Source organism: Enterobacter huaxiensis (assembly GCF_003594935.2).
Classification (GTDB): domain Bacteria; phylum Pseudomonadota; class Gammaproteobacteria; order Enterobacterales; family Enterobacteriaceae; genus Enterobacter; species Enterobacter huaxiensis.
Window position 1 is genome coordinate 1,242,684 of sequence record NZ_CP043342.1, and the last position, 25,337, is coordinate 1,268,020.

Annotated in this window: 23 protein-coding genes; 18 read left to right on the forward strand and 5 right to left on the reverse strand. The window is 57.4% G+C overall.

Features of this window, described 5'->3' with window-relative positions; all coding sequences use genetic code 11:
• The first annotated feature begins 3 nt into the window (after positions 1-3).
• From D5067_RS06075 to tadA, 3 genes are read left to right on the forward strand one after another with little or no spacing between them, the layout of a single operon-like run.
• The gene (locus tag D5067_RS06075; protein WP_119937475.1) at positions 4-1,368 is read left to right on the forward strand and encodes a PTS transporter subunit EIIC; all 1,365 of its coding nucleotides are present in this window, start codon (positions 4-6) and stop codon (positions 1,366-1,368) included.
• Between the two features lie 3 nt (positions 1,369-1,371).
• A complete protein-coding gene (gene yfhb, locus D5067_RS06080) occupies positions 1,372-2,007 on the forward strand; it encodes a phosphatidylglycerophosphatase C (RefSeq protein WP_119937474.1) in 636 nt (211 codons plus the stop codon).
• A 56-nt stretch (positions 2,008-2,063) separates the two neighbouring features.
• Positions 2,064-2,570, forward strand: coding sequence for a tRNA adenosine(34) deaminase TadA (gene tadA / locus D5067_RS06085; protein WP_210433802.1), 507 nt, complete (start codon positions 2,064-2,066; stop codon positions 2,568-2,570).
• Here tadA and mltF read toward each other — a convergent pair.
• Complete coding sequence (gene mltF, locus D5067_RS06090; RefSeq protein ID WP_119937472.1) at positions 2,458-4,008, reverse strand: membrane-bound lytic murein transglycosylase MltF; 1,551 nt, start codon at positions 4,006-4,008, stop codon at positions 2,458-2,460. The genes tadA and mltF overlap by 113 nt on opposite strands.
• Before the next feature lie 267 nt (positions 4,009-4,275).
• Between mltF and purL the strand changes: the two genes are divergently transcribed.
• The 5 genes from purL (at position 4,276) to glnB (ending at position 12,593) form a co-directional block, all read left to right on the forward strand.
• On the forward strand, positions 4,276-8,163 hold the full coding sequence (gene purL / locus D5067_RS06095; protein WP_119937471.1) for a phosphoribosylformylglycinamidine synthase: 3,888 nt from the start codon (positions 4,276-4,278) through the stop codon (positions 8,161-8,163).
• A gap of 534 nt (positions 8,164-8,697) precedes the next feature.
• Positions 8,698-10,131, forward strand: coding sequence for a two component system sensor histidine kinase QseE/GlrK (qseE, locus tag D5067_RS06100; RefSeq protein ID WP_119937470.1), 1,434 nt, complete (start codon positions 8,698-8,700; stop codon positions 10,129-10,131).
• Entirely contained in the window at positions 10,128-10,865 is a 738-nt protein-coding gene (qseG, locus tag D5067_RS06105; protein ID WP_119937469.1) for a two-component system QseEF-associated lipoprotein QseG, read from the forward strand. Before qseE ends, qseG begins: the two co-directional genes overlap by 4 nt.
• Positions 10,852-12,189: a two-component system response regulator GlrR gene (glrR, locus tag D5067_RS06110; RefSeq protein ID WP_119937468.1), complete on the forward strand. Its 1,338-nt coding sequence runs from the start codon at positions 10,852-10,854 to the stop codon at positions 12,187-12,189. Before qseG ends, glrR begins: the two co-directional genes overlap by 14 nt.
• 65 nt (positions 12,190-12,254) lie before the next feature.
• Positions 12,255-12,593: a nitrogen regulatory protein P-II gene (gene glnB / locus D5067_RS06115; RefSeq protein WP_003860685.1), complete on the forward strand. Its 339-nt coding sequence runs from the start codon at positions 12,255-12,257 to the stop codon at positions 12,591-12,593.
• 82 nt (positions 12,594-12,675) lie between these two features.
• Here the strand turns inward: glnB and hmpA are convergent, their stop codons facing one another.
• The gene (gene hmpA / locus D5067_RS06120) at positions 12,676-13,866 is read right to left on the reverse strand and encodes an NO-inducible flavohemoprotein (protein ID WP_119937467.1); all 1,191 of its coding nucleotides are present in this window, start codon (positions 13,864-13,866) and stop codon (positions 12,676-12,678) included.
• A gap of 303 nt (positions 13,867-14,169) precedes the next feature.
• Here hmpA and glyA point away from each other — a divergent pair, with 303 nt between their 5' ends.
• On the forward strand, positions 14,170-15,423 hold the full coding sequence (gene glyA, locus D5067_RS06125; protein ID WP_119937466.1) for a serine hydroxymethyltransferase: 1,254 nt from the start codon (positions 14,170-14,172) through the stop codon (positions 15,421-15,423).
• A gap of 54 nt (positions 15,424-15,477) precedes the next feature.
• Here glyA and D5067_RS06130 read toward each other — a convergent pair whose 3' ends face one another.
• Positions 15,478-15,900 carry a DoxX family protein gene (locus D5067_RS06130; protein WP_119937502.1) on the reverse strand — a complete coding sequence of 141 codons (423 nt, stop codon included), beginning with the start codon at positions 15,898-15,900 and terminating at the stop codon, positions 15,478-15,480.
• A gap of 172 nt (positions 15,901-16,072) precedes the next feature.
• On the opposite strand from D5067_RS06130, the gene D5067_RS06135 reads away from it, so the two are divergent.
• Positions 16,073-17,206 carry a 3-phenylpropionate MFS transporter gene (locus D5067_RS06135; RefSeq protein ID WP_119937465.1) on the forward strand — a complete coding sequence of 378 codons (1,134 nt, stop codon included), beginning with the start codon at positions 16,073-16,075 and terminating at the stop codon, positions 17,204-17,206.
• A 6-nt stretch (positions 17,207-17,212) separates the two neighbouring features.
• Here the strand turns inward: D5067_RS06135 and csiE are convergent, their stop codons facing one another.
• Positions 17,213-18,490 (reverse strand): stationary phase inducible protein CsiE, encoded by a 1,278-nt coding sequence (csiE, locus tag D5067_RS06140; protein ID WP_119937464.1) that lies wholly within the window; start codon positions 18,488-18,490, stop codon positions 17,213-17,215.
• A gap of 125 nt (positions 18,491-18,615) precedes the next feature.
• Here csiE and D5067_RS06145 point away from each other — a divergent pair, with 125 nt between their 5' ends.
• Together D5067_RS06145 and D5067_RS06150 are read left to right on the forward strand one after the other, a co-directional pair.
• Positions 18,616-19,254 carry a DUF1007 family protein gene (locus tag D5067_RS06145; RefSeq protein WP_119937463.1) on the forward strand — a complete coding sequence of 213 codons (639 nt, stop codon included), beginning with the start codon at positions 18,616-18,618 and terminating at the stop codon, positions 19,252-19,254.
• Positions 19,245-20,225 carry a nickel/cobalt transporter gene (locus tag D5067_RS06150; protein ID WP_119937462.1) on the forward strand — a complete coding sequence of 327 codons (981 nt, stop codon included), beginning with the start codon at positions 19,245-19,247 and terminating at the stop codon, positions 20,223-20,225. Before D5067_RS06145 ends, D5067_RS06150 begins: the two co-directional genes overlap by 10 nt.
• Positions 20,226-20,286: 61 nt before the next feature.
• Here D5067_RS06150 and suhB read toward each other — a convergent pair whose 3' ends face one another.
• Entirely contained in the window at positions 20,287-21,090 is an 804-nt protein-coding gene (suhB, locus tag D5067_RS06155; RefSeq protein ID WP_119937461.1) for an inositol-1-monophosphatase, read from the reverse strand.
• Positions 21,091-21,222: 132 nt separating this feature from the next.
• On the opposite strand from suhB, the gene trmJ reads away from it, so the two are divergent.
• From trmJ to hscB, 6 genes are all read left to right on the forward strand, one after another.
• The gene (trmJ, locus tag D5067_RS06160) at positions 21,223-21,948 is read left to right on the forward strand and encodes a tRNA (cytosine(32)/uridine(32)-2'-O)-methyltransferase TrmJ (protein WP_023333041.1); all 726 of its coding nucleotides are present in this window, start codon (positions 21,223-21,225) and stop codon (positions 21,946-21,948) included.
• Between the two features lie 221 nt (positions 21,949-22,169).
• On the forward strand, positions 22,170-22,661 hold the full coding sequence (gene iscR / locus D5067_RS06165) for a Fe-S cluster assembly transcriptional regulator IscR (RefSeq protein WP_089597799.1): 492 nt from the start codon (positions 22,170-22,172) through the stop codon (positions 22,659-22,661).
• A 119-nt stretch (positions 22,662-22,780) separates the two neighbouring features.
• Positions 22,781-23,995 carry a cysteine desulfurase gene (gene iscS, locus D5067_RS06170; protein WP_003860663.1) on the forward strand — a complete coding sequence of 405 codons (1,215 nt, stop codon included), beginning with the start codon at positions 22,781-22,783 and terminating at the stop codon, positions 23,993-23,995.
• Between the two features lie 24 nt (positions 23,996-24,019).
• The gene (gene iscU, locus D5067_RS06175) at positions 24,020-24,406 is read left to right on the forward strand and encodes a Fe-S cluster assembly scaffold IscU (protein ID WP_003860661.1); all 387 of its coding nucleotides are present in this window, start codon (positions 24,020-24,022) and stop codon (positions 24,404-24,406) included.
• Positions 24,407-24,419: 13 nt separating this feature from the next.
• Complete coding sequence (iscA, locus tag D5067_RS06180; RefSeq protein ID WP_003860659.1) at positions 24,420-24,743, forward strand: iron-sulfur cluster assembly protein IscA; 324 nt, start codon at positions 24,420-24,422, stop codon at positions 24,741-24,743.
• A 76-nt stretch (positions 24,744-24,819) separates the two neighbouring features.
• Positions 24,820-25,335: a co-chaperone HscB gene (hscB, locus tag D5067_RS06185; RefSeq protein ID WP_119937460.1), complete on the forward strand. Its 516-nt coding sequence runs from the start codon at positions 24,820-24,822 to the stop codon at positions 25,333-25,335.
• Positions 25,336-25,337 lie beyond the last annotated feature (2 nt).

Below are 25,337 nucleotides of genomic sequence, written 5' to 3' on the forward strand. Positions count from 1 at the left end.
TGTATGGAAAAAACAGCAGCGCTCGCCAGCGGCATCCTGCAGGGGATCGGCGGAGAACAAAATATTCAGCGTCTGGAAAACTGCATGACGCGCGTGCGCGTCGAGGTGCATGACGACGAACGGCTCGATCTGGCGCGGCTTAAGCAACTCCCCGGCGTGAGCGGCTACGTAAAGCAGGGGCAGCAGCATCAGCTGATTGTTGGGCCCGGTAAAGCGGCGAAGGTCGTCGACGCTATGCGCGCGCTGATGGTGGGAGGAGACGCAACGGCCTCCTTTGACGATGCCGAGCGCACTAAAGCCCAGGCAAAAGCCAAATACAAAGCCCCGATGAGCGACGCGCTGCGGCAGCTGGCGAACGTCTTTATTCCGCTGATCCCGGCGTTTATTGCCTCGGGGCTGATAACCGGGATTATCAACATCCTCAAGCGCCCGGATATTGTCGGGGACTTTGCCACCCACTATCCGAACCTGCTGGGTATTCTCGGGATCTTCGGCAGCGCGGTGTTCGCCATCATGAACATTCTGGTCGGGGTGAACACCGCGAAGGTGTTTGGCGGATCGCTGGCCATGGGCGGCGTTATGGCGGGGATCCTGTCCAGCCCGCAGCTGGCGCAGATTACGCTGTTTGGCGAGGCGCTACAGCCCGGCCGGGGCGGGGTGATTGCGGTGCTGCTGGTGGTCATCCTGATGTGCTGGATTGAAAAACGGCTTCGCGCAGTCCTGCCCGGGTCGATCGAGTTAATCCTTAACCCGCTGCTGACCACGCTGATTACCGGCAGCGTAGCCATTGTGGCGCTGCAGCCGCTGGGCGGTTGGATCTCTGAGGCAATAGCGCACGGTGCATCTCTGGCTATCGACCGCGGCGGCCTGTTAGTGGGCGCTGTGCTCTCCGGCACCTTCCTGCCGTTAGTGCTGACGGGTCTGCATCAGGGGCTGGTTCCCATCCACGTCGAGCTGGTGCAGGCGCACGGCTATAACGCGCTTCTGCCGATCCTGTCGATGGCGGGCGTGGGGCAGGTCGGTGCGGCTATCGCCGTGCTGATGAAAACACGCAACGCGCGCCTCAAAAAGGTCATCAAAGGGGCGCTGCCTGTCGGATTGCTCGGAATTGGCGAGCCGCTGATTTTTGGCGTTACGCTGCCTTTAGGTAAACCTTTTCTCGCCGCTTGTCTCGGGGGCGCCGTGGGCGGGGCGCTGGTCAGCTACTGGAAAGTGGCAACCGTCATCACCTTTGGTATTTCCGGTTTACCGCTGGCATTAACCATCGTGACCGGAAAAGTCATGCTCTATCTGTTAGGCTATTTAGTAGCGGTGATCGCCGGGTTCCTGTTTACCTGGCTGTTAGGATTCAACGACCCAGAGGAGTAAGGTTTGGCAAATCACGAGCGTCGCGTTGTTTTTTTCGACCTGGATGGAACGCTGCATCAGCAGGATATGTTCGGCACCTTTATGCGCTACCTGCTGCGGCGCCAGCCTCTGAATGCGCTGCTCGTCTTACCGCTTTTACCCGTAATTGGCATCGCGCTGCTGGTCAAAGGCCGGGCAGCGCGCTGGCCCATGAGCCTGCTGCTGTGGGGATGTACCTTTGGCCACAGCGAAGCGCGGCTCAAACAGCTCGAACAGGATTTTGCGCGCTGGTTCCGCGGCCACGTTGCCGCGTTTCCCGTGGTTCAAAACCGCCTCACAAACTACCTTGATGCTAACGATGCCGACATCTGGCTAATTACCGGCTCGCCGCAGACGCTGGTGGAGCAGGTCTACTTTGATACGCCATGGCTACCGCGCGTCAATCTCATCGCCACGCAAATCGCGCGCGGCTACGGCGGCTGGGTGCTGACCATGCGCTGCCTGGGTCATGAAAAGGTCGTCCAGCTGGAGAAACGCATCGGTACGCCGCTGCGCCTGTACAGCGGCTACAGCGACAGCAAGCAGGACAACCCGCTGCTCTACTTTTGCCAGCACCGCTGGCGCGTCACGCCATCGGGCGAACTTCAGCAACTCGAATAGTCTTATCTATAGCGGGTGTGTATAATGCCGCCCGCTTTCGACTGGAGTATAAATCGTTGTCCAACCCTGAACACAATCACGAATACTGGATGCGCCACGCGCTAACGCTGGCCCAGCGCGCCTGGGATGAGGGCGAAGTGCCCGTAGGTGCCGTGCTGGTTTATAACAATCAGGTGATTGGGGAAGGCTGGAACCGTCCGATTGGCCGCCACGATCCTACCGCGCACGCCGAAATTATGGCGCTTCGCCAGGGGGGACTGGTGCTGCAAAACTATCGCCTGCTCGATACCACCCTGTACGTCACGCTGGAGCCCTGCGTGATGTGTTCGGGGGCGATGGTACACAGCCGAATCGGAACCCTGGTTTTTGGCGCGCGGGATGAAAAAACCGGCGCGGCGGGTTCGCTGATGGACGTGCTCGGCCATCCGGGCATGAACCATCAGGTGCAGACTATCGGTGGGGTACTTGCACCAGAGTGTTCGGGTCTGCTGAGTGACTTCTTTCGAATGCGCCGGCAGCAGAAAAAGCAACAAAAGGCAGTATTGAACCAGCCGGGCGATTAAGTTCGTCCGGAGCAACCGCCGGATAGCTCTGCGCAAGCTGTTGCGCCTCTGCCGCCTCTTTTTCCTTCTCACGCAGATAGCCCACCAGGCTAATCTGGTATTTACGAATGTTTTCCACGTAGGCGTAGGCCTCATGCCCGCGCGCATAGCCGTAGGTCAGCTTGTTGTACCACGGCTTCTGGCTCAGCAGCGGCAGGCGCTGTTTAACGTCAGACCAGCTGTCCGGGTTGCCTTTGGTTTTGGCCGTCAGCGCGCGCGCATCCAGCATGTGTGCATAGCCCATGTTGTAAGCCGCCAGCGCAAACCAGATCCGCTCTTCTTCCGGCACCGTTTCCGGCACCTTCGCCATCATATCCTGCAAATACTGCGCGCCGCCGCTGATGCTCTGTTCCGCATCGGTACGGTCGTTAACGCCCAGGCTCAGCGCGGTATTCTTGGTCAGCATCATCAAGCCACGTACGCCGGTCGGAGAGGTGGCCTGTGCGTCCCAGTGCGACTCCTGATACGAAATGGCCGCCAGCAGCTTCCAGTCAATCTCCTGGGCGTACTTTTCGAATAACGGCTGCAGGTCCGGCAGCACGCTGTCCACGGCGCGCAGGAAGGTGCGGGTATCGACGTAATCAAAATCATCCCCGTGTCCGAGGTATTTCTCTTCAAGACGCGCCAGCGTGCCGTCTTCATTGATGGTGTTATAGAAGTCGAGCATGGCTGCAGAAAGGGTTTGATCGTTGTCGAGCTGGGTAAACCAGGTCACCGGCTGTTCGTCCGTGACGTCCAGCGCCACGGCAATTTCAGGATGAACGCGCTGAAACAGGCTGATCGCCACCGAATCGGCAATGGTATAGGGCAGTTTTTTGTCTTTTACCTGCTCCAGCAGCTCGGTGGTGCCCAGCTTTGCATCGACTTTCCAGCTGAGGTCGGGATACTTTTTCTCTTTAAGGGCGCGCAGGTCGTCAATGACGACGTGACCGGGAGCAATCGTCAACTGCCGATCGTTAAGGGTGGCAAGCGAGCGCGGGCGCAGGCTGCCGACGCGGTACACCAGCTGTTGCGAAACGGAATAGTAGGTTGGGCCCGGCTGATAGTTCTTGCTGCGTTCGCTGTTGTAGACCAGCCCGGCTGCCAGGATATCAGCGTCGTCGTTGTCCAGGTCATCAAACAGCTGGCTGATGTTTTGCCGTACCGTGACTTTCAGCTTTACGCCAAGGTAGTCCGCAAACTGCTGGGCCAGTTCATAATCCAGACCAATAGTTTTGCCGTTGATATCGCTGTAAATCAGCGGAGAGGAGAGCGTACTGACGCGCAGCTCCCCCCGCTCCTGAATGGCGGCGATACGGTTTTCGGCTTTGCCGAACCAGGGGATAGAAGGCCAGAGGGCCACTGCCAGCAGCAACGTAACAATGCCGATGAGCAGATAATTAATCTTTAATTTTTTCAATTAGTTAATTCTCTGCGACGCCGGATGCCTCAGTATGCTGTAGCCATGTTAAGAATAAGGTTTGCCATTGATTGAGCGGCATTTTGCGCAAACTTGCGCCAGTTGGCAACCAATTAGAGAGACAGGTCACATCTATTGTTAAACGTCCGTACTGATTTTATTTCGACGCAAACGGTTTCGTCGGCGCTCAGGATTCACTATAATGACGCCCGTTTTCCCCCCTTGCGCACACTGTAAGCGCCCCGGCGCTTCGAAGACGAGAGACTTATGATGGAAATTCTGCGTGGTTCGCCTGCACTGTCTGCCTTCCGTATTAACAAACTGCTGGCACGTTTTCAGGCAGCCGACCTTCCGGTAAGCAATATTTACGCTGAGTATGTCCATTTTGCTGACCTGAATGCCCCCCTGAATGCAGAGGAGCGCGAACAGCTGGAACGCCTGCTCAAGTACGGCCCAAGCCTGAGCAGCCACACGCCAACCGGTAAACTGATCCTGGCGACGCCGCGTCCGGGCACCATCTCCCCCTGGTCTTCTAAAGCCACCGACATCGCCCACAACTGCGGTCTGAGCCAGATTAACCGTCTGGAACGCGGCGTAGCGTACTACGTTGAAGCCTCTACCCTGAGCGACGCGCAGTGGCAGGCGGTTGCCGCCGAGCTGCACGACCGCATGATGGAGAGCGTGTTTGCCTCTCTCGACGACGCGCAGAAGCTTTTCTCTCACCATCAGCCTGCACCGGTACAGAGCGTTGACCTGCTGGGGCAGGGCCGTCAGGCGCTGATTGACGCCAACCAGCGTCTCGGCCTGGCGCTGGCGGATGACGAAATTGACTACCTGCAGGACGCGTTCGTTAAGCTGAACCGCAACCCGAACGACATCGAACTCTACATGTTCGCGCAGGCCAACTCCGAGCACTGCCGCCATAAGATTTTCAATGCCGACTGGGTCATCGACGGGGAACAGCAGCCGAAGTCGCTGTTCAAAATGATTAAAAACACCATGGAGAAAACCCCTGACCACGTGTTGTCCGCCTATAAAGACAACGCCGCGGTGATGGAAGGTTCCGAGGTGGGCCGCTTCTTCGCCGATCGCGAAGCAGGGCGCTATGACTTCCATCAGGAGCCTGCGCATATCCTGATGAAAGTCGAAACCCATAACCACCCGACGGCGATCTCCCCGTGGCCGGGTGCGGCGACCGGCTCCGGCGGTGAAATCCGCGACGAAGGTGCAACCGGTCGTGGTGCTAAGCCGAAAGCGGGTCTGGTCGGCTTCTCCGTTTCCAACCTGCGTATTCCGGGCTTTGAACAGCCGTGGGAAGAAGACTTCGGCAAGCCAGAACGCATTGTGACCGCGCTGGATATCATGACCGACGGGCCTTTGGGAGGCGCGGCCTTCAACAACGAATTTGGTCGTCCGGCGCTGAACGGTTACTTCCGTACCTACGAAGAGAAAGTGGACAGCCACAACGGCGAAGAGCTGCGTGGCTACCACAAGCCGATCATGCTGGCGGGCGGGATCGGCAATATCCGCGCCGATCACGTGCAGAAAGGCGAGATCGTCGTGGGCGCGAAGCTGATCGTGCTCGGCGGCCCGGCGATGAACATCGGCCTGGGCGGCGGGGCGGCATCTTCAATGGCCTCCGGCCAGTCTGATGCCGATCTGGACTTCGCCTCCGTACAGCGCGATAACCCGGAGATGGAACGCCGCTGTCAGGAAGTCATCGACCGCTGCTGGCAGCTGGGCGATGCCAACCCGATCCTGTTCATCCACGACGTGGGCGCGGGCGGCCTGTCTAACGCCATGCCGGAGCTGGTGAGCGACGGCGGTCGCGGCGGTCGCTTCAACCTGCGCGACATCCTGAACGATGAGCCAGGCATGAGCCCGCTGGAAATCTGGTGTAACGAATCCCAGGAACGTTATGTGATGGCGGTTGCGGCCGACCAGCTGCCGCTGTTTGACGAGCTGTGCCGCCGCGAGCGCGCGCCGTACGCCGTCATCGGTGAAGCGACCGAAGAGCTGCACCTCTCCTTAAGCGACACCCATTTCGACAACCAGCCTATCGACCTGCCGCTGGACGTCCTGCTCGGCAAAACGCCGAAGATGACCCGCGACGTTACAACCCGTAAAGCGGCGGGCAAAGCGCTGGATCGTCAGGGCATTACCGTTGCCGACGCGGTTAACCGCGTGCTGCACCTGCCCGCCGTGGCGGAGAAAACCTTCCTTGTGACCATCGGCGACCGCACCGTGACCGGTATGGTATCGCGCGACCAGATGGTCGGCCCGTGGCAGATCCCGGTGGCTAACTGCGCCGTGACCACCGCCAGCCTCGACAGCTACTACGGCGAAGCGATGGCGCTGGGCGAACGCACCCCGGTGGCGCTGCTAGACTTCGCCGCCTCTGCCCGTCTGGCAGTGGGTGAAGCGCTGACCAACATCGCCGCGACGCAGATTGGCGACATCAAGCGTATCAAGCTTTCCGCAAACTGGATGGCCGCAGCCGGTCACCCTGGCGAAGATGCTGGCCTGTATGAAGCCGTGAAAGCGGTGGGCGAGGAGCTGTGTCCAGCCCTCGGCCTGACCATTCCGGTGGGTAAAGACTCTATGTCGATGAAAACCCGCTGGCAGGAAGGCAGCGAGCAGCGCGAGATGACCTCTCCGCTGTCGCTGGTGATCACCGCATTTGCCCGCGTGGAAGATGTGCGTCACACCGTTACGCCGCAGCTTTCGACCGCAGATAATGCCCTGCTGCTGATTGACCTGGGTAAAGGCCACAACGCGCTGGGCGCCACCGCGCTGGCGCAGGTTTACCGCCAGCTCGGCGACAAGCCGGCCGACGTGCGCGACGTTGCCCAGCTGAAAGGCTTCTACGATGCCATCCAGGCGCTGGTGGCGCAGCGTAAGCTGCTGGCCTACCACGACCGTTCCGACGGCGGCCTGCTGGTGACGCTGGCAGAGATGGCCTTCACCGGCCACTGCGGCGTGGAAGCGAACATTGCTACCCTTGGCGATGACCGTCTGGCTGCGCTGTTTAACGAAGAGCTGGGTGCCGTCATTCAGGTACGCGCCGAAGATCGCAACGCGGTGGAAGCCCTCCTGGCGAAGCACGGCCTGGCAGACTGCGTGCACTATCTGGGTAAAGCCGTTCAGGGCGACCGCTTCGTCATTGAAGCAGACGGCCACGCGGTGTTTAGCGAAAGCCGCACCACGCTGCGCATGTGGTGGGCGGAAACCACCTGGCAGATGCAGCGCCTGCGTGACAACCCGGAATGCGCCGATCAGGAGCATAACGCGAAGGCCAACGACAACGATCCTGGCCTGAACGTGAAGCTCTCCTTCGACATCAGCGACGATATCGCTGCGCCGTACATTGCGACCGGCGCGCGTCCGAAGGTGGCGGTGCTGCGCGAGCAGGGCGTTAACTCCCACGTTGAGATGGCGGCTGCCTTCCACCGCGCGGGCTTTGACGCTATCGACGTCCACATGAGCGACCTGCTGGCCGGGCGTACCGGTCTGGAAGATTTCCAGGCGCTGGTGGCGTGCGGCGGCTTCTCCTACGGCGACGTGCTGGGCGCGGGCGAGGGCTGGGCGAAGTCCATCCTGTTCAACAGCCGCGTGCGCGACGAGTTCGAAACCTTCTTCCACCGTCCGCAGACGCTGGCGCTGGGCGTGTGTAACGGCTGTCAGATGATGTCTAACCTGCGCGAGCTGATCCCCGGCAGCGAAGCCTGGCCGCGCTTCGTGCGCAATCAGTCTGACCGCTTCGAAGCGCGCTTCAGCCTGGTGGAAGTGACCCAAAGCCCGTCTCTGCTGCTGCAGGGAATGGTCGGTTCACAGATGCCAATCGCCGTTTCCCACGGCGAAGGTCAGGTAGAAGTGCGTGATGCTGCGCATCTGGCTCAGCTGGAGAGCAAAGGCCTGGTGGCGCTGCGCTTTGTCGATAACTTTGGCAAGGTGACAGAAACCTACCCGGCAAACCCGAACGGCTCGGCCAACGGTATCACGGCGGTGACCAGCGAAAGCGGCCGTGCGACCATCATGATGCCGCACCCGGAACGCGTGTTCCGCACCGTGAGCAACTCATGGCACCCGGAAAACTGGGGCGAGGACAGCCCGTGGATGCGTATCTTCCGCAACGCGCGTAAACAGCTGGGTTAAGTTTTAGCACCCTAACCCTGTAGGCCCGGTAAGCGTAAGCGCCACCGGGCTTTTTTATGCGTGTCGCAAAACTGCGACAAAGAGGGTATACGACTGTCTCTAAATGGAGACATTTAACCCATTGATTTATATATAACAGGACAGGTTCCCGTTAAGGTGTTGCTTAATAGCGACACTTAGCCTGGAAATCATTCAGCAGATAATTAACAGGTTAAATGGCTAAAAATCATATATTTCAATGTGTTAATAATTTGTTTTGCATTCTGGCACGGCTGTTGCATAATATTAACCAGTGGCTCATTCACCCTCTTATGTCAGCCCCTTCGGGACGCGCTACATAAACTTCGAATGACGCACAAAAAGGTGCCTGCCGTCCAACTACTGATCATAGCGATGCTTTATCAGGCCAGGGCGAAACGTCGAGTAAGGCACCGCCTCATTTCACAACAAAGCCGGGTTTTTACCCGGCTTTGTTGTATCTGCAGGGCAGACTCAGTTACGCTCTCACCAAACCCACATTTAGAGAGTCATGTGTTGAAACGCTGGCCCGCTTTCCCCCGCTCCCTGCGTCAGCTCGTTATGATGGCGTTTCTGCTGATTCTGCTGCCCCTGCTGGTTCTGGCGTGGCAGGCCTGGCAAAGCCTGAATGCACTGAGCGCGCAGGCAGCGTTAACGAACCGCACCACGCTCATCGACGCCAGGCGCAGCGAAGCGATGACCAACGCCGCGCTGGAGATGGAGCGCAGCTATCGCCAGTATTGCGTGCTGGATGACCGCACGCTTGAGAAGGTCTATCAAAATCAGCGTAAACGCTACAGCGAAATGCTGGATGCGCATGCAGGCGTTCTGCCGGATGACAAACTCTACCAGGCGCTGCGTCAGGATTTGAACGATCTGGCGCAGCTGCAGTGTAAAAACAGCGGTCCGGACGCCGCCGCTGCCGCACGCCTGGAAGCCTTTGCGAATGCCAATACGGAAATGGTTCAGTCGACGCGCACGGTGATCTTCTCTCGCGGACAGCAGCTCCAGCAGGAGATTGCCGAGCGCGGCCAGTTCTTTGGCTGGCAGGCGCTGGTGCTATTCCTGGTCAGCCTCGGGCTGGTGCTGCTCTTTACCCGTATGATTATCGGCCCGGTAAAAGGCATCCAGCGGATGATTAACCGCCTGGGGGAGGGAAAGTCCCTTGGGGATACGGTTGTTTTCAAAGGTCCGCGCGAGCTGCGTTCGGTAGGCCAGCGTATCATCTGGCTTTCAGAGCGTCTGGCGTGGCTGGAAACACAGCGCCATCAGTTCTTACGCCATATTTCACATGAGCTTAAAACGCCGCTTGCCAGCATGCGCGAAGGCACGGAGCTGCTGGCCGACGAGGTGGCGGGGCCGCTGACCTCTGAGCAAAAAGAGATTGTTGATATTCTGGACGCCAGCAGCCGCAATTTGCAAAAGCTGATTGAGCAGCTGCTGGACTACAACCGCAAGCTGGCGGACGGCGCGGTGGAGCTGGAAAACGTGGAGATCGAACCCCTCGTGGATATGGTGATCTCCGCCCACAGCCTGCCAGCACGAGCTAAAATGATGCATACCCATGTGGATCTCAACGAGCCTGCCTGCCTTGCTGAGCCCATGCTGTTAATGAGCGTACTGGATAATCTTTATTCCAATGCGGTGCACTATGGTACTGAATCCGGTAACATTTATATCAGAAGCTATTTGCAGGGGCCGCGGGTGTTTATTGAGGTTGCTAATACCGGCACCCCGATCCCGGATGATGAAAAAACGATGATTTTCGAGCCCTTTTTCCAGGGAAGTCATCAGCGAAAAGGTGCGGTAAAAGGAAGTGGTCTGGGGCTCAGTATTGCCCGCGACTGCATACGACGCATGCACGGTGAACTCAACATCGCCACGGACGAACGTTCAGATGTGTGTTTTCGTATCGAACTGCCTCTTGAGCCGGAAAAATCAATGAAATGAATCTATGTCTGGTGAGTATGTCACACGTCTTTTTCCGCGCCATACGCGCGGTGTTTTCCAGCAAAACGTTACGCCTGAGCCTGCCTGGTTTACTTCTGGCGGGATGTGTTTCCCATCCTCCGCAGAGCGCGATTAGCGATAAACAAGAGGATAAATGGCCAGAAAATCAGCTGGCCGATTTCCTGTCCACCCGCTGTGAGGATATCTGGCATCTGTCGGGACACGACGTCGAATCCAATCCGCTGTTCTGGCTGCGTGGCATTGACTGTGCCCAGCGTCTGGCGCCGGTTGAAGCCCGTGCGCAAGCGGCGATGCTGGCGGACAATACCTGGCAGGATGCGTTCAAGCGCGGGATCGTGCTGGCGGATGCCAAAATTACCCCCGTTGAACGTCGCGCTAATATTACCCGTCTCGATACGTTCGTGATGAATATTCCCACGCAGGTGCGTCCGGTTTATCAACTCTGGCGGGACGGCCAGACGCTGCAGCTGCAATTATCTGAAGAGCGTTCGCGTTACAGCAGGCTTCAACAGTCAACGGATGGCGAGCTGGATACGCTGCGCCAGCAGCAGGACTCGCTGCGCACCCAGCTTGATACCACCACGCGCAAGCTTGAAAACCTGACCGATATCGAACGACAGCTTTCGTCGCGTAAATATCAGCCCGGTAGCTCATCTGCGGTGCCGGACAGCGACACGCAGAAACAAGAGGATGTGAAGCATGACGAGCCGTAAACCTGCCCATCTGTTACTGGTCGATGACGATCCCGGGCTGTTAAAGCTGCTGGGGATGCGCCTGGTCAGTGAAGGCTACAGCGTTGTCACCGCCGAAAGCGGGCAGGAGGGGCTGAAGGTGCTCAGCCGCGAGAAGATCGACCTGGTGATCAGCGACCTGCGGATGGACGAAATGGACGGCATGCAGCTATTCACTGAGATCCAGAAGCAGCAGCCAGGCATGCCGGTGATCATCCTGACGGCACACGGCTCGATCCCGGATGCGGTTGCCGCGACGCAGCAGGGCGTCTTTAGCTTCCTGACCAAGCCGGTGGACAAAGACGCGCTCTACAAGGCCATCGACAGCGCCCTCGAGCATGCCGCGCCCTCGAACGATGAAGCCTGGCGAGAGTCCATTGTCACGCGCAGCCCCATCATGCTGCGCCTGCTCGAACAGGCGCGGATGGTGGCGCAATCTGACGTCAGCGTGCTGATTAACGGCCAGAGCGGAACGGGGAAAGAGATCCTCGCGCAGGCGATCCACAACGCCAGCCCGCGCGCTAAAAATGCCTTTATCGCCATTAACTGCGGCGCTCTGCCGGAGCAACTGCTCGAGTCTGAGCTGTTTGGTCACGCGCGCGGCGCCTTTACCGGGGCGGTGAGCAGCCGTGAAGGGCTGTTCCAGGCGGCGGAGGGCGGCACGCTGTTCCTCGACGAGATTGGCGATATGCCTGCGCCGCTGCAGGTTAAGCTGCTGCGCGTGCTGCAGGAGCGCAAGGTTCGCCCGCTTGGCAGCAACCGCGATATCGATATTAACGTGCGCATTATCTCCGCCACCCACCGGGATTTACCCAAAGTGATGGCGCGCAACGAATTCCGCGAAGATCTCTACTATCGCCTGAACGTGGTGAACCTGAAGATCCCGGCGCTGGCCGAGCGGGCGGAAGACATTCCCCTGCTGGCGAACCACCTGTTGCGCCAGTCCGCCGATCGCCACAAGCCCTTCGTTCGCGCGTTCTCCACCGATGCGATGAAGCGGCTGATGACCGCAGGCTGGCCGGGCAACGTGCGCCAGCTGGTTAACGTGATTGAGCAGTGCGTTGCGCTGACGTCGTCGCCGGTGATCAGCGACGCGCTGGTGGAGCAGGCGCTGGAAGGGGAAAACACTGCCCTACCTACGTTTGCCGAAGCGCGTAATCAGTTTGAGCTTAACTATCTGCGCAAGCTGCTGCAGATAACCAAAGGCAACGTGACCCACGCGGCGCGAATGGCCGGGCGCAACCGTACCGAGTTCTACAAGCTGCTGTCGCGCCACGAGCTGGAAGCAAACGATTTTAAAGAGTAGTGCCGTATGGTACTGTGAGCAATCGATTACGAGGCAGCTTACAGGCAAGAGTTTAAGGACCCACCATGAAAAAGATTGATGCGATTATTAAACCTTTCAAACTGGATGATGTGCGTGAAGCGCTGGCGGAAGTCGGCATCACCGGGATGACAGTAACGGAAGTGAAAGGTTTTGGTCGTCAGAAGGGCCACACCGAGCTTTATCGTGGCGCAGAGTACATGGTCGACTTTCTGCCGAAAGTGAAAATTGAAATCGTGGTCAGCGACGATATCGTGGATACCTGTGTCGATACCATTATCCGCACGGCGCAGACGGGTAAGATTGGCGACGGCAAAATCTTCGTCTTCGACGTAGCCCGCGTGATCCGTATCCGTACCGGTGAAGAAGACGACGCGGCAATCTAACATTGCCAACGGTGTTGAAGGCCGGGTAAGGCGCAGCCGCCATCCGGCAAAAAAAAGCCCCTCGAACGAGGGGCTTTTTGCGTTACAGCACCTTATGCGGCCCGAAGCACTCATAATGAATGTTGTCTTTATTCACGCCCAGCTCAACCAGCTGCTTCGCGGCATACTGCATAAACGCCACCGGCCCGCAGACGTAAAACTGCATATTCGGCGCGCTAAACGCTCCTTCCATCTGGCTTAAATTCATCAGACCTTCGCTGTCGAAACGTGCTGCAGCGCGGTCAGCGTCCGTCGGCAGGCGATACCAGGTGTGGGCGGTAAAGTGCGGCAGGCCTGCCGCCAGCGCGCTCACTTCATCCGCAAACGCGTGCACGTCGCCGTTCTCCGCGGCGTGGAACCAGTTGACCTGCGCGCCGTGGCTGGATCTTGCCAGCGTATCCAGCATGGCGAGCATCGGCGTTTGACCTACTCCTGCAGAGATCAGCGTCACCGGGGTATTGGCTTCAACGGCCATAAAGAAATCGCCCGCTGGCGCTGCCAGGTGAACCACATCGCCCACGCTGGCGTCGTTGTGCAGCCAGGTAGAAACCTGACCGCCGTCTTCACGTTTCACCGCAATGCGGTAGCCTTTACCGTTTGGCGTACGGGTGAGCGAGTACTGGCGAATCTCCTGATGTGGGAAACCTTCTGGCTTCAGCCATACGCCCAGATACTGGCCCGGCTGGTAATCCGCCACCGGCTTGCCGTCAACCGGCTCAAATTCGAAGCTGGTGATCAGCGCGCTACGCGGGGTTTTCTCAACGATGCGGAACGCGCGGGTGCCCTCCCAGCCGCCGCTCTTGCTGGCGTTTTCGCTGTAGATCTGCGCTTCACGGTTAATAAATACGTTCGCCAGCACGCCGTATGCCTTGCCCCAGGCATCCAGCACCTCCTGGCCCGGGCTGAACATTTCGTCAAGCGTCGCCAGCAGGTGGCTGCCCACGATGTTGTACTGCTCAGGCTGGATCTGGAAGCTGGTATGTTTCTGCGCGATTTTTTCTACCGCAGGCAGCAGGGCCGCCAGGTTTTCAAGATTACTGGCGTAGGCCGCAATGGCATTAAACAGGGCTTCACGCTGATCGCCGTTACGCTGGTTGCTCATGTTGAAAATCTCCTTGAGCTCCGGATTGTGCGTAAACATGCGATCGTAAAAATGGGCGGTCAGCTTAGGGCCGGTTTCAACCAGCAGGGGAATAGTCGATTTAACGGTAGCGATGGTTTGAGCGTCTAACATAGCAGCTTCCTTCAAATGTTACTTTAATGATGTATTTTAAATGCATCTTATAAAAATACCCCTGCAATGTAAATGGTTCTTTGCATCATGAAATATGTGCATCACAAACCTGAAAAGAAATCCGTTGAAAACGGCGAGGGCTTTATCGCTCAAACCCTTGCGTGGCGCCAAGGAAAACGTTTGCGTAAAATCGTTTGTCAAGACCTGTTATCACACAACTATTCAGTTATACTGTTGCCCGTCGTCCAACAGGACTGCCTTTTCAGGCCAAAATTTACTTGTTAGCTGAGTCAGGAGATGCGGATGTTAAAGCGTGAAATGAACATTGCCGATTATGATGCCGAACTGTGGCAGGCTATGGAGCAGGAAAAAGTACGTCAGGAAGAGCACATCGAACTGATCGCCTCCGAGAACTACACCAGCCCGCGCGTCATGCAGGCGCAGGGTTCTCAGCTGACCAACAAATATGCTGAAGGTTACCCGGGCAAGCGCTACTACGGCGGCTGCGAGTATGTTGATATCGTTGAGCAGCTGGCGATTGACCGTGCCAAAGAGCTGTTTGGCGCAGACTACGCTAACGTACAGCCGCACTCCGGCTCCCAGGCTAACTTCGCGGTTTACACCGCGCTGCTGCAGCCGGGCGATACCGTGCTGGGTATGAACCTGGCGCAGGGCGGCCACCTGACTCACGGCTCCCCGGTTAACTTCTCCGGCAAACTGTACAACATCATCCCTTACGGTATTGATGAGTCCGGTAAAATTGACTACGAAGACATGGCGAAGCAGGCCAAAGAGCACAAGCCGAAAATGATCATCGGCGGCTTCTCCGCCTACTCCGGCGTGGTTGACTGGGCAAAAATGCGCGAAATCGCAGACAGCATCGGTGCTTACCTGTTCGTTGATATGGCGCACGTTGCGGGCCTGATTGCTGCGGGCGTTTACCCGAACCCGGTTCCACACGCTCACGTTGTGACCACCACCACCCATAAAACCCTTGCGGGTCCACGCGGTGGCCTGATCCTGGCGAAGGGCGGTGACGAAGATCTGTATAAGAAACTGAACTCTGCCGTGTTCCCAAGCGCGCAGGGCGGCCCGCTGATGCACGTTATCGCCGCGAAAGCGGTAGCGCTGAAAGAAGCGATGGAGCCAGAGTTCAAAGTTTACCAGCAGCAGGTTGCTAAGAACGCTAAAGCGATGGTGGAAGTGTTCCTGAGCCGCGGCTATAAAGTGGTGTCTGGTGGTACTGAAAACCACCTGTTCCTGCTGGATCTGGTTGATAAGAACCTGACCGGTAAAGAAGCTGACGCTGCCCTGGGCCGCGCCAACATCACCGTGAACAAAAACAGCGTGCCTAACGATCCGAAGAGCCCGTTCGTGACCTCCGGTATCCGTATCGGTTCTCCGGCCGTGACTCGCCGCGGCTTCAAAGAAGCGGAAGTGAAAGAGCTGGCGGGCTGGATGTGTGACGTTCTGGACAACATCAATGACGAAGCGGTTATCGAGCGCGTTAAAGGTAAAGTTCTGGATATCTGCGCACGCTTCCCGGTTTACGCATAATCCTTCTGCCCTGCAGAAATAAAAAAGGCCGCTCTTGCGGCCTTTTTTTATGCTTTACCGTCGGTCAAGGGAGATGGCTCCCGGCCCGGTAATCGCCAGCAAAATAAACGCGCCGGCGATACTGACGTTCTTGTAGAAGTTAATCATATTAGGCACAACCGCATCCCCGGTCATATCCCAGTAATGGTGGCCAATCACCGCCGTTCCCAGGGTATAGAAGATAAAGAGCACCGCGATGGGGCGGGTAAAAAAGCCCAGCACAATCAGGATTGCAGCGGGGACCTCCATCACGACCGCAATGATGGCTGCCAGCATCGGCGCAGGTGCCCCAAGCGACGTCATGTACTGTACGGTGCCGCTAAATCCCGTCAGTTTTGGATAACCAAAAATAATAAACAGAACAACGATGGCGATACGGGCAATCAAAAGCAGGAAAGAACGTGAGGAGCCGAAATCAAAATAACGTAAGCTGTTCATGGCAAACGACCTCATCAGGCGATGTCCTTTAAACGTAATACAATTTTCCCGCTCTCGCCATACGCCGACCGCCTGTCCATCATGTTAATTTATCGTTAATTTATAGCACGCTAACGGCTTGCTAAAGTCAGGGATTAACGCCAGACTATCGCCTCCATTTCGGGAGGGATTCATGGTCTTGCATTCCACGCGCTGGCTGGCGCTCAGCTATTTCACCTATTTCTTTAGCTACGGTATTTTTCTGCCCTTCTGGAGCGTCTGGCTCAAAGGGATTGGCCTTACGCCAGAAACCATCGGCGTCCTGCTGGGCGCAGGCCTGGTGGCGCGTTTCCTGGGCAGCCTGCTGATTGCGCCGCGGGTCAGCGATCCCTCCTTACTGATTAGGGCCGTGCGTATTCTGGCGCTGCTCACGCTGGTCTTTGTCGCCTGCTTCTGGGTAAGCCAGCAGTTTGCCTGGCTGATGGTGGTGATGGTTGGCTTCAACCTGTTCTTCTCGCCGCTGGTGCCGCTGACGGATGCCCTCGCGAATACCTGGCAAAAGCAGATCACGATGGACTACGGCCGCGTGCGCCTGTGGGGATCGATTGCCTTTGTGATCGGCTCCGCGCTGGTCGGTAAGCTGGTCAGCCTCTACGATTATCATGCGATCCTTGCCCTCCTGAGCGTCGGTATTGCCTCCATGCTGCTGGGCATGTTACTGCGCCCGTCGGTGATGCCGAAAGGGGAGAGCCGCCAGCAGGAGAGCGCGGGCTGGCCTGCCTGGCGAAGCCTGGTTGCCCAGAGCTGGCGCTTCCTGGCCTGCGTTTGCCTGCTTCAGGGGGCGCATGCTGCCTACTATGGCTTCAGCGCTATTTACTGGCAGGGGGCGGGATATTCTGCCTCCGCGGTGGGCTACCTGTGGTCGCTCGGAGTGGTTGCGGAAGTCATCATCTTCGCGCTGAGTAAAAAGCTCTTCCGCCGCTTTGGCGCGCGCGACCTGCTGCTGCTTTCCGCCGTCTGCGGCGTGGTGCGCTGGGGGATCATGGGCTGGACCACCGAGCTGCCCTGGCTGATTGTGGCGCAGATCCTGCACTGCGGCACCTTCACCGTCTGCCACCTGGCGGCGATGCGCTATATCTCTGCGCGCGAGGGCGGGGACGTTATTCGCCTGCAGGCGGTCTATTCTGCGGTGGCGATGGGCGGCAGTATCGCGATCATGACGGTCTTTGCGGGCTTCCTGTACCAGCACCTCGGCCACGGCGTGTTCTGGGTGATGGCCCTGGTCGCGCTGCCGGCGACGATCGTTCGCCCTAAAGTGGCCGCGTGAGCCTAGCTACGATTCCAGCATGACGCGAATATGTTCCTGCTGCTGCGCGTTCAGCGCCTCAACGGCGTGGATCAGCGGCGGCGAGAACAGCGGCAGGACGGTTGGGTAGGGGGTGATCACCAGCGACGCTTCGCGCGGTGCCCCTTCTTTCTGAAAAGCCTGCAGCGTGAGGTAGCGAATATTAAGCGGCAGCAGCGTCAGTTCGCGCAGCTGCTGTTCAATCAACGCTTCACAATCCTTATCTTCTCCCGTCAGCAGCACCACCTGCTTCTCATGCAGGTCGGTTTCCTGCATCAGCCAGGCACCAAAAATCACCGCCACCAGGGCCATCTCTTCCCCGGAGAACCGCAGCCCAAATTCCGCCTCCAGCTCAAAAAGCGCGTCTTTGGTGGTGCGCAGCAGCCGCGGATAAAGCCGGTGGATCTCTTCCGGCAGGCTGTTATCAATGCCGATTTCAAACAGCGAACGATCCAGCGCCTGAGCGAGGTGGATATAAAGCTGATCGGTCAGCCCCTGTTCGTCGCTAAAGTTCATTCCCGTTTGCGCCCGGAAGCGGGCGACCATGCGCACAATTGCCCGACGCAGACGCTGATCCTGCTGATGTTTATCCAGCGCCGGATCGGGCGTGCGCAGCATCATAAAAAGCAGCGCCAGAAACAGCTGTTCATCGCTGTGCGTACCCTGCGGAACGCGTCGTTTCCAGTGACGGACGATCTCCTGGGCCGTAAAATATTCCCCCCTCGACTGCGTCCAGCTGCGCTGAACCGGGGAAAAGTGCGGCGTATTGCCCTGATGATGCTGTATCAGACAGTACTGCAAATAGATCTGTAAAAACTGGACGTCGCGGCATTCGAACTGGCGCTGAAGCTTGCGCGAGCAGAAGTTGATGAGCGCCCGAAGGTTCGCATCGTCATATAGCGGGCGGGCAATGCCGTGCTGTTTAAGTGCGGTTTTTAACGCCGGGGTAAACTGGAGCGAAACAAACTGCGGGCAAAGCCGGAGCGACCTGCGCAGCCAGTGCAGCAGGCATAAGCGTTGATTAAGGGCAGAGCCTTCAATTCGGTAGCCGCCGTCAGGGTGCGTCACGATATCAAGCCGGTGATAGCGCTGGATTTCATCGCGCGTCTCGGCTATATCTTGCCGGACAATGACGTCGTCCACGCCGTTGGCAGCGATAATGCTCTGTGCGTTGACGACAGCATCGGGCAGGTAAAGCATCAAAAGCACCTGGCAGCGGCGCTGCGAACTGGAAAGCACAGATGGAATTTCAAGCGTCGTCATCATCTGTCGGGTATCCAGTATGAATGTTTGATAAGAATAGCTAAAGGATGGACGCTGAAAAGCGCACCGGCAGGCCTTTCACTCAGGATTGCGGGCGAACATCACAGAATTTTTGACGTGAGGAATTGATGCAAATAGTTAAACAAAGCGCGATGGCGTTATTTTTGGCGGTTTTGACTTTCTCCGCCAGCGCGCATCCTCACAGCTTCATCAGCCTGAAAACCGAGCTGGTGACGGACGGCACGCAGCTTAGCGGCCTGAAAATGCGCTGGACGATGGATGAAATCACCTCGGCAGACCTGCTGTATGATGCGGGAAACGCGAAGCCCGGCGACGAGATCTGGAAGAAGCTGGCGGCAGAGGTGATGGCCAACGTGCTGGGTCAGCACTACTTCACCGAGTTCTGGCATAACGGACAAAAGGTGAAGTTTCTCAATCGTCCGACCGAGTACGGTATGTCGCGCGACGGACATCAGGCGGTGCTGACGTTTATTCTCCCGCTGGCGCACCCTCAGCCGCTGGCAGGGCAGACGTACACCTTTTCCACCTTCGACCCCACCTACTACGTCGATATGAGCTACGCCGAGGACGGCGACGTGCAGTTGCCCGCATCGTTGCAAAAAAGCTGCTCACTTGCCGTTCACACGCCGAAGCCAAGCGACGAAACGCTTAACTTTGCGATCTCACTCGATAAAGAAGATGCGCCGCCGGAGGACATGGAGTTGGGTAAACAGTTTGCGCAGGAGGTAACGTTGAAATGTCAGTGATCGCCTCTTCGCACCAAAAGCCGCGCCGCTGGCTTCATCTCTGGCCGCTGGCGCTCTTTCTCCTGCTCGCTGTTGTCGGTGGGCTCTGGCTGTGGCAGGCCTGGCCGCAGGTCATGATGAAAAGCATCATCTGGCAGCGTGAGGTCAATCAGCAGATGAGCGGACTGCTGAAGGCGGTGGCGGAGAACCCGGCCAAAGCGGGCGGTTCCCTGCTGGCGTTCAGCTTTATCTATGGCGTGCTGCACGCGCTGGGGCCGGGCCACGGAAAAATTGTCATCACCACCTGGCTTGCGACCCATCCGTCGAAGTTGAGATCGAGCATTGGCCTGACGCTGGCCTCCTCGCTGCTTCAGGGCGGCGTGGCGATTGCGCTCGTGGTGGTCGTGCTTTCGCTGTTACAGCTTCCCGCCCGTCAGCTGCACATGAGCAGCTTCTGGCTTGAGAAGGGAAGCTATGCGCTGGTGGGCGTGCTGGGCATCATCCTCACCTGGAGGGCGCTGAAAAAATTGCGCGCCCTGCTGCAAAAGCCGAAGTTTAAAACCTTCGCGCCGCATCACGTTCATGATGAGAACTGCGGGTGCGGGCATCAGCATCTGCCCACGCAGGAACAGCTGGAAAATGGCGATGACTGGCGCGCGCGGCTGACGATCGTTCTCTCAATGGGCATGCGTCCGTGTTCGGGGGCGATCATGGTGCTGCTGTTCAGTAAGGTAATCGGCGTGTTCGGCTGGGGAATGATCTCGGCGATGGCGATGGCAGCGGGAACGTCTCTCACCATTTCGTCTTTGGCTTTGCTGGTTCACAGCTTCCGTCAGCTGGCGGGAAAACTCAGCGGCAATAAAACGCCGGTGCTGTGGCGACAGGTAGGGTGGACTACGCTCGCGCTGGCGGGCGGAGTGATTTTGCTGGTGGCGGCGGTGACGATGTGGATGAGCGCGGTGCCGGTGGGAAGGGGATTAAGGCCGTTTTAGCCGTATCTGAGGGATTTTTTATGCCCGGTAAGCGTAGCGCCACCGGGCATAATATGCTGAATTAGCGCTTCAGCGCATCGCTCAGCTCTTCACGCATGTTTGCCAGCATGGCTTTAACAACGCGTGGGTTACCTGCAACGATGTTGCCGGTGGTCATGTAGTTATGGCCGCCGGTGAAGTCGCAAACAATTGCGCCTGCTTCACGTGCGATCAGCTCGCCCGCCGCAAAGTCCCACGGCTTCAGCGACAGCTCGAAGTAACCGTCAACGCGGCCGGTCGCAACATAGGCCAGATCCAGTGCAGCAGAACCGGTGCGACGGAAATCTGCGCATTCGGTAAACAGTTTGCCCAGGATATTCATATAGGTAGTCGCGTGCTGTTTCGCCTTGAACGGGAAGCCGGTCGCCAGAATGGTGCCGTCCAGATCGCGTGCATTGCTGCAGCGCAGACGATAGCCGTTCAGCTGTGCGCCCTGACCGCGGGTAGCGGTGAAAAGCTCGTTACGCATTGGATCGTAGACAACGGCGACTTCAGTACGGCCTTTAATGCGTACTGCGATAGACACAGAGAAGTGTGGCAGGCGTTTGATGAAGTTGGTGGTGCCATCCAGTGGATCGATAACCCATTGAACATCCTGATCGGTACCTTCATGTTCACCGCTTTCTTCGGTGATGATGGTGTGCTGCGGGTAAGATTTGCGGATTGTTTCGATAATAATCGCTTCTGCGGCTTTATCGACGTTAGTCACGAAATCATTGCTGCCTTTCTGGCTGGTTTCTACGGAGTCTGGGGTTTCGTAGTGTTTGGCAATTACATTACCCGCCTTGCGCGCTGCGCGCACGGCGATGGTCAGCATCGGATGCATCGGTCTCTCTCACTGGATGTTAAAGAACAGGAAAATCGGCGCAGAGTATAGCAGCGGGATCGGATTATGTCTCCCGTTTATGGTAATATGCCGGAATATTCTTCAGACACTGAATTCAGATACCTAAAAATTATGCTGCAAAACATTCGAATCGTGCTGGTCGAAACATCGCACACCGGCAACATGGGCTCCGTGGCCCGCGCTATGAAAACCATGGGCTTAACAAACCTCTGGCTGGTTAATCCACTCGTAAAGCCTGACTCGCAGGCCATCGCTCTGGCGGCCGGTGCCAGCGACGTGATTGGCAATGCTCAAATCGTCGATACCCTGGACGAAGCCCTGGCGGGCTGTAGCCTGGTGGTTGGCACCAGCGCGCGCTCCCGCACGCTGCCGTGGCCAATGCTGGACCCGCGCGAATGCGGCCTGAAAAGCGTCTCCGAAGCGGAGCAGGCGCCGGTTGCGCTGGTGTTTGGCCGCGAGCGCGTTGGCCTGACCAACGACGAACTGCAGAAGTGCCACTATCACGTCGCCATCGCGGCGAACCCGGAGTACAGCTCGCTGAACCTGGCGATGGCGGTGCAGGTGATTGCCTACGAAGTGCGTATGGCATGGCTGGCGACGCAGGAGAAACCGGTCGAACCTAAAGAAGAGACGGCCTACCCGCTGGTGGACGACCTCGAGCGCTTCTACGGCCACCTGGAGCAGACGCTGCTCTCAACCGGCTTTATCCGTGAAGGCCACCCGGGCCAGGTGATGAACAAGCTGCGCCGTATGTTCACCCGCGCACGTCCGGAAAGCCAGGAACTGAACATCCTGCGCGGGATTCTGGCGTCGATTGAGCAGAAGAATAAAGAATAGTGCCGGTTTGTTTTCTCCCTCTCCCCGTGGGAGAGGGCTGGGGTGAGGGCATCAGGCCGCACCTATATTATGAAGGCACAGAAGGTTAAATACCTGACTAAAACAGTCAAGTAAATAGTTGACCATTTTAGTCAGGAATGTCAGACTTGGCCCTGCTATGCAATACCCCCATTTTACAATAAAAAACCCCGGGCAGGGGCGAGTTTGAGGTTAAGTAAGACATGAGACTAACATCTAAAGGGCGTTATGCCGTGACCGCGATGCTGGACGTTGCGCTCAACTCCGAAGCGGGCCCGGTTCCGTTGGCTGATATTTCTGAACGACAGGGGATCTCCCTCTCTTATCTGGAACAGCTGTTCTCCAGACTGCGTAAAAATGGACTTGTTTCCAGCGTTCGTGGCCCAGGCGGCGGCTATCTGCTGGGTAAAGACGCGGGCAGTATTGCGGTTGGCGAAGTGATTAGCGCCGTTGACGAATCCGTCGACGCGACCCGTTGCCAGGGTAAAGGCGGCTGCCAGGGCGGCGATAAGTGCCTGACCCACGCGCTGTGGCGCGATCTGAGCGACCGTCTGACCGGCTTCCTGAACAACATCACCCTGGGTGAACTGGTGAATAACCAGGAAGTTCTGGACGTGTCGGGTCGTCAGCAAAGCCATGAATCACAACGCAGCACCCGCGCGCAAGACGCAATCGACGTTAAACTGCGCGCGTAATAAAAAGATAAGTATTTCAGAATCAGGCCGGGGCGTTAGCTCGCCCCGTGTACTCGGTCGTACATCCAGCCGGTTGCCTGATTCCTTGCATTGAAGCGATGTACGGAGTTTATAGAGCAATGAAATTACCGATTTATCTCGACTACTCCGCAACCACGCCGGTGGACCCGCGTGTTGCCGAGAAGATGATGCAGTGTCTGACCCTGGACGGAAACTTTGGTAACCCAGCTTCCCGTTCTCACCGTTTTGGCTGGCATGCTGAAGAGGCGGTTGATATCGCCCGTAATCAGATTGCTGACCTGGTTGGTGCCGATCCGCGTGAAATTGTTTTCACCTCCGGCGCGACCGAATCCGACAACCTGGCGATCAAAGGTGCTGCCAACTTTTATCAGAAAAAAGGCAAGCACATTATCACCAGCAAAACCGAACACAAAGCCGTGCTGGACACCTGTCGTCAGCTGGAGCGTGAAGGGTTTGAAGTGACCTATCTCGCACCGCAGAGCAACGGGATCATCGACCTCAAAGAGCTCGAAGCGGCCATGCGTGATGACACCATTCTGGTCTCCATCATGCACGTGAACAACGAAATCGGCGTCGTGCAGGATATCGCGACCATCGGCGAAATGTGCCGCGCGCGCGGCATCATCTACCACGTGGACGCGACCCAGAGCGTGGGCAAACTGCCTATCGACCTGAGCCAGCTGAAAGTGGACCTGATGTCCTTCTCCGGCCACAAAATCTATGGCCCGAAAGGTATCGGCGCGCTGTACGTTCGTCGTAAGCCACGTATTCGCATCGAAGCACAGATGCACGGCGGCGGTCACGAGCGCGGCATGCGTTCCGGTACGCTGCCTGTTCACCAGATCGTGGGCATGGGCGAAGCGTACCGCATTGCAAAAGAAGAGATGGAAACCGAGATGGCGCGCCTGCGCACGCTGCGTAACCGTCTGTGGGACGGCGTGAAAGATATGGAAGAAGTGTATCTGAACGGCGATCTTGAGCAGGGCGCACCGAACATCCTCAACGTCAGCTTCAACTATGTTGAAGGCGAATCGCTGATCATGGCCCTGAAAGATCTGGCCGTCTCTTCCGGTTCTGCCTGTACGTCTGCAAGCCTCGAGCCATCCTACGTGCTGCGCGCGCTGGGCATGACCGACGAGCTGGCACACAGCTCTATCCGTTTCTCTTTAGGTCGATTCACTACCGAAGAAGAGATTGACTACACCATCAAGCTGGTTCGTAACTCCATCGGCCGTCTGCGCGACCTTTCTCCACTGTGGGAAATGTTCAAGCAGGGCGTGGATCTGAACAGCATTGAATGGTCACATCACTAATCGGTACATAAGGAGAATTCAATCATGGCATACAGCGAAAAAGTCATCGATCATTACGAGAACCCGCGCAACGTTGGCTCTTTTGACAACAGCGATGAATCCGTAGGCAGCGGCATGGTCGGCGCACCGGCGTGTGGCGACGTGATGAAGTTGCAGATTAAAGTCAACAATGAAGGTATCATTGAGGACGCGCGCTTCAAGACCTACGGCTGTGGTTCAGCTATCGCCTCCAGCTCCCTGGTGACCGAATGGGTGAAGGGCAAGTCTCTGGACGAAGCACAGGCTATCAAGAACACCGATATTGCTGAAGAACTCGAACTGCCGCCGGTGAAAATTCACTGTTCAATTCTGGCAGAAGACGCGATCAAAGCCGCCATTGCGGATTACAAAAGCAAACGTGAAGCAAAATAATTGAGGTTTGAGTATGTCGATTACCCTTAGCGACAGCGCTGCCGCGCGAGTAAGCTCTTTTCTGGCGAACCGTGGTAAAGGCTTCGGCCTGCGACTGGGCGTACGTACCTCCGGCTGTTCTGGTATGGCTTACGTACTGGAGTTTGTTGATGAACCGGCGTCTGACGACACCGTGTTCGAAGACAAGGGCGTGAAGGTGGTGGTCGATGGCAAAAGCCTGCAATTCCTCAACGGCACTCAGCTGGACTTCGTTAAAGAAGGCCTGAACGAAGGGTTCAAATTCACGAACCCGAACGTCAAAGACGAGTGTGGTTGCGGCGAAAGCTTCCACGTTTAACCGCGCGTCATCCGAAACCCCACCGCAGGATCTCTGTGTGTGGGGTTTGTTCTAACAGGCTACCCCTGAGATTGTTATGGATTACTTCACTCTCTTCGGACTACCCGCTCAATACCCGATCGATCTGCAGGCGCTGACGATCCGCTTTCAGGATCTGCAGCGGCAGTACCACCCGGATAAATTCGCGAGCGGTACTCAGTCAGAGCAACTGGCTGCGGTTTCCCACTCTGCGACCATCAACCAGGCCTGGCAGACGCTGCGTCATCCGCTGAGCCGTGCCGAGTATCTGCTTTCACTGCACGGTTTCGATCTGGCGAGCGAACAGCATACCGTACGCGACACCGCGTTTCTGATGGAACAGCTCGAGCTTCGCGAAGAGCTGGATGAGATCGAACAGGCCAAAGACGAAGCGCGTCTGGAAAGCTTCATCAAGCGCGTGAAGGGCATGTTCGATAACCGCCATCAGCAGATGGTGGAGCAACTGAACAACGAGACCTGGGACGTGGCGGCAGACACTGTGCGCAAACTCCGTTTTCTCGATAAACTACGAAGCAGTGCTGAACAACTCGAAGAAAAGCTGCTCGATTTTTAATT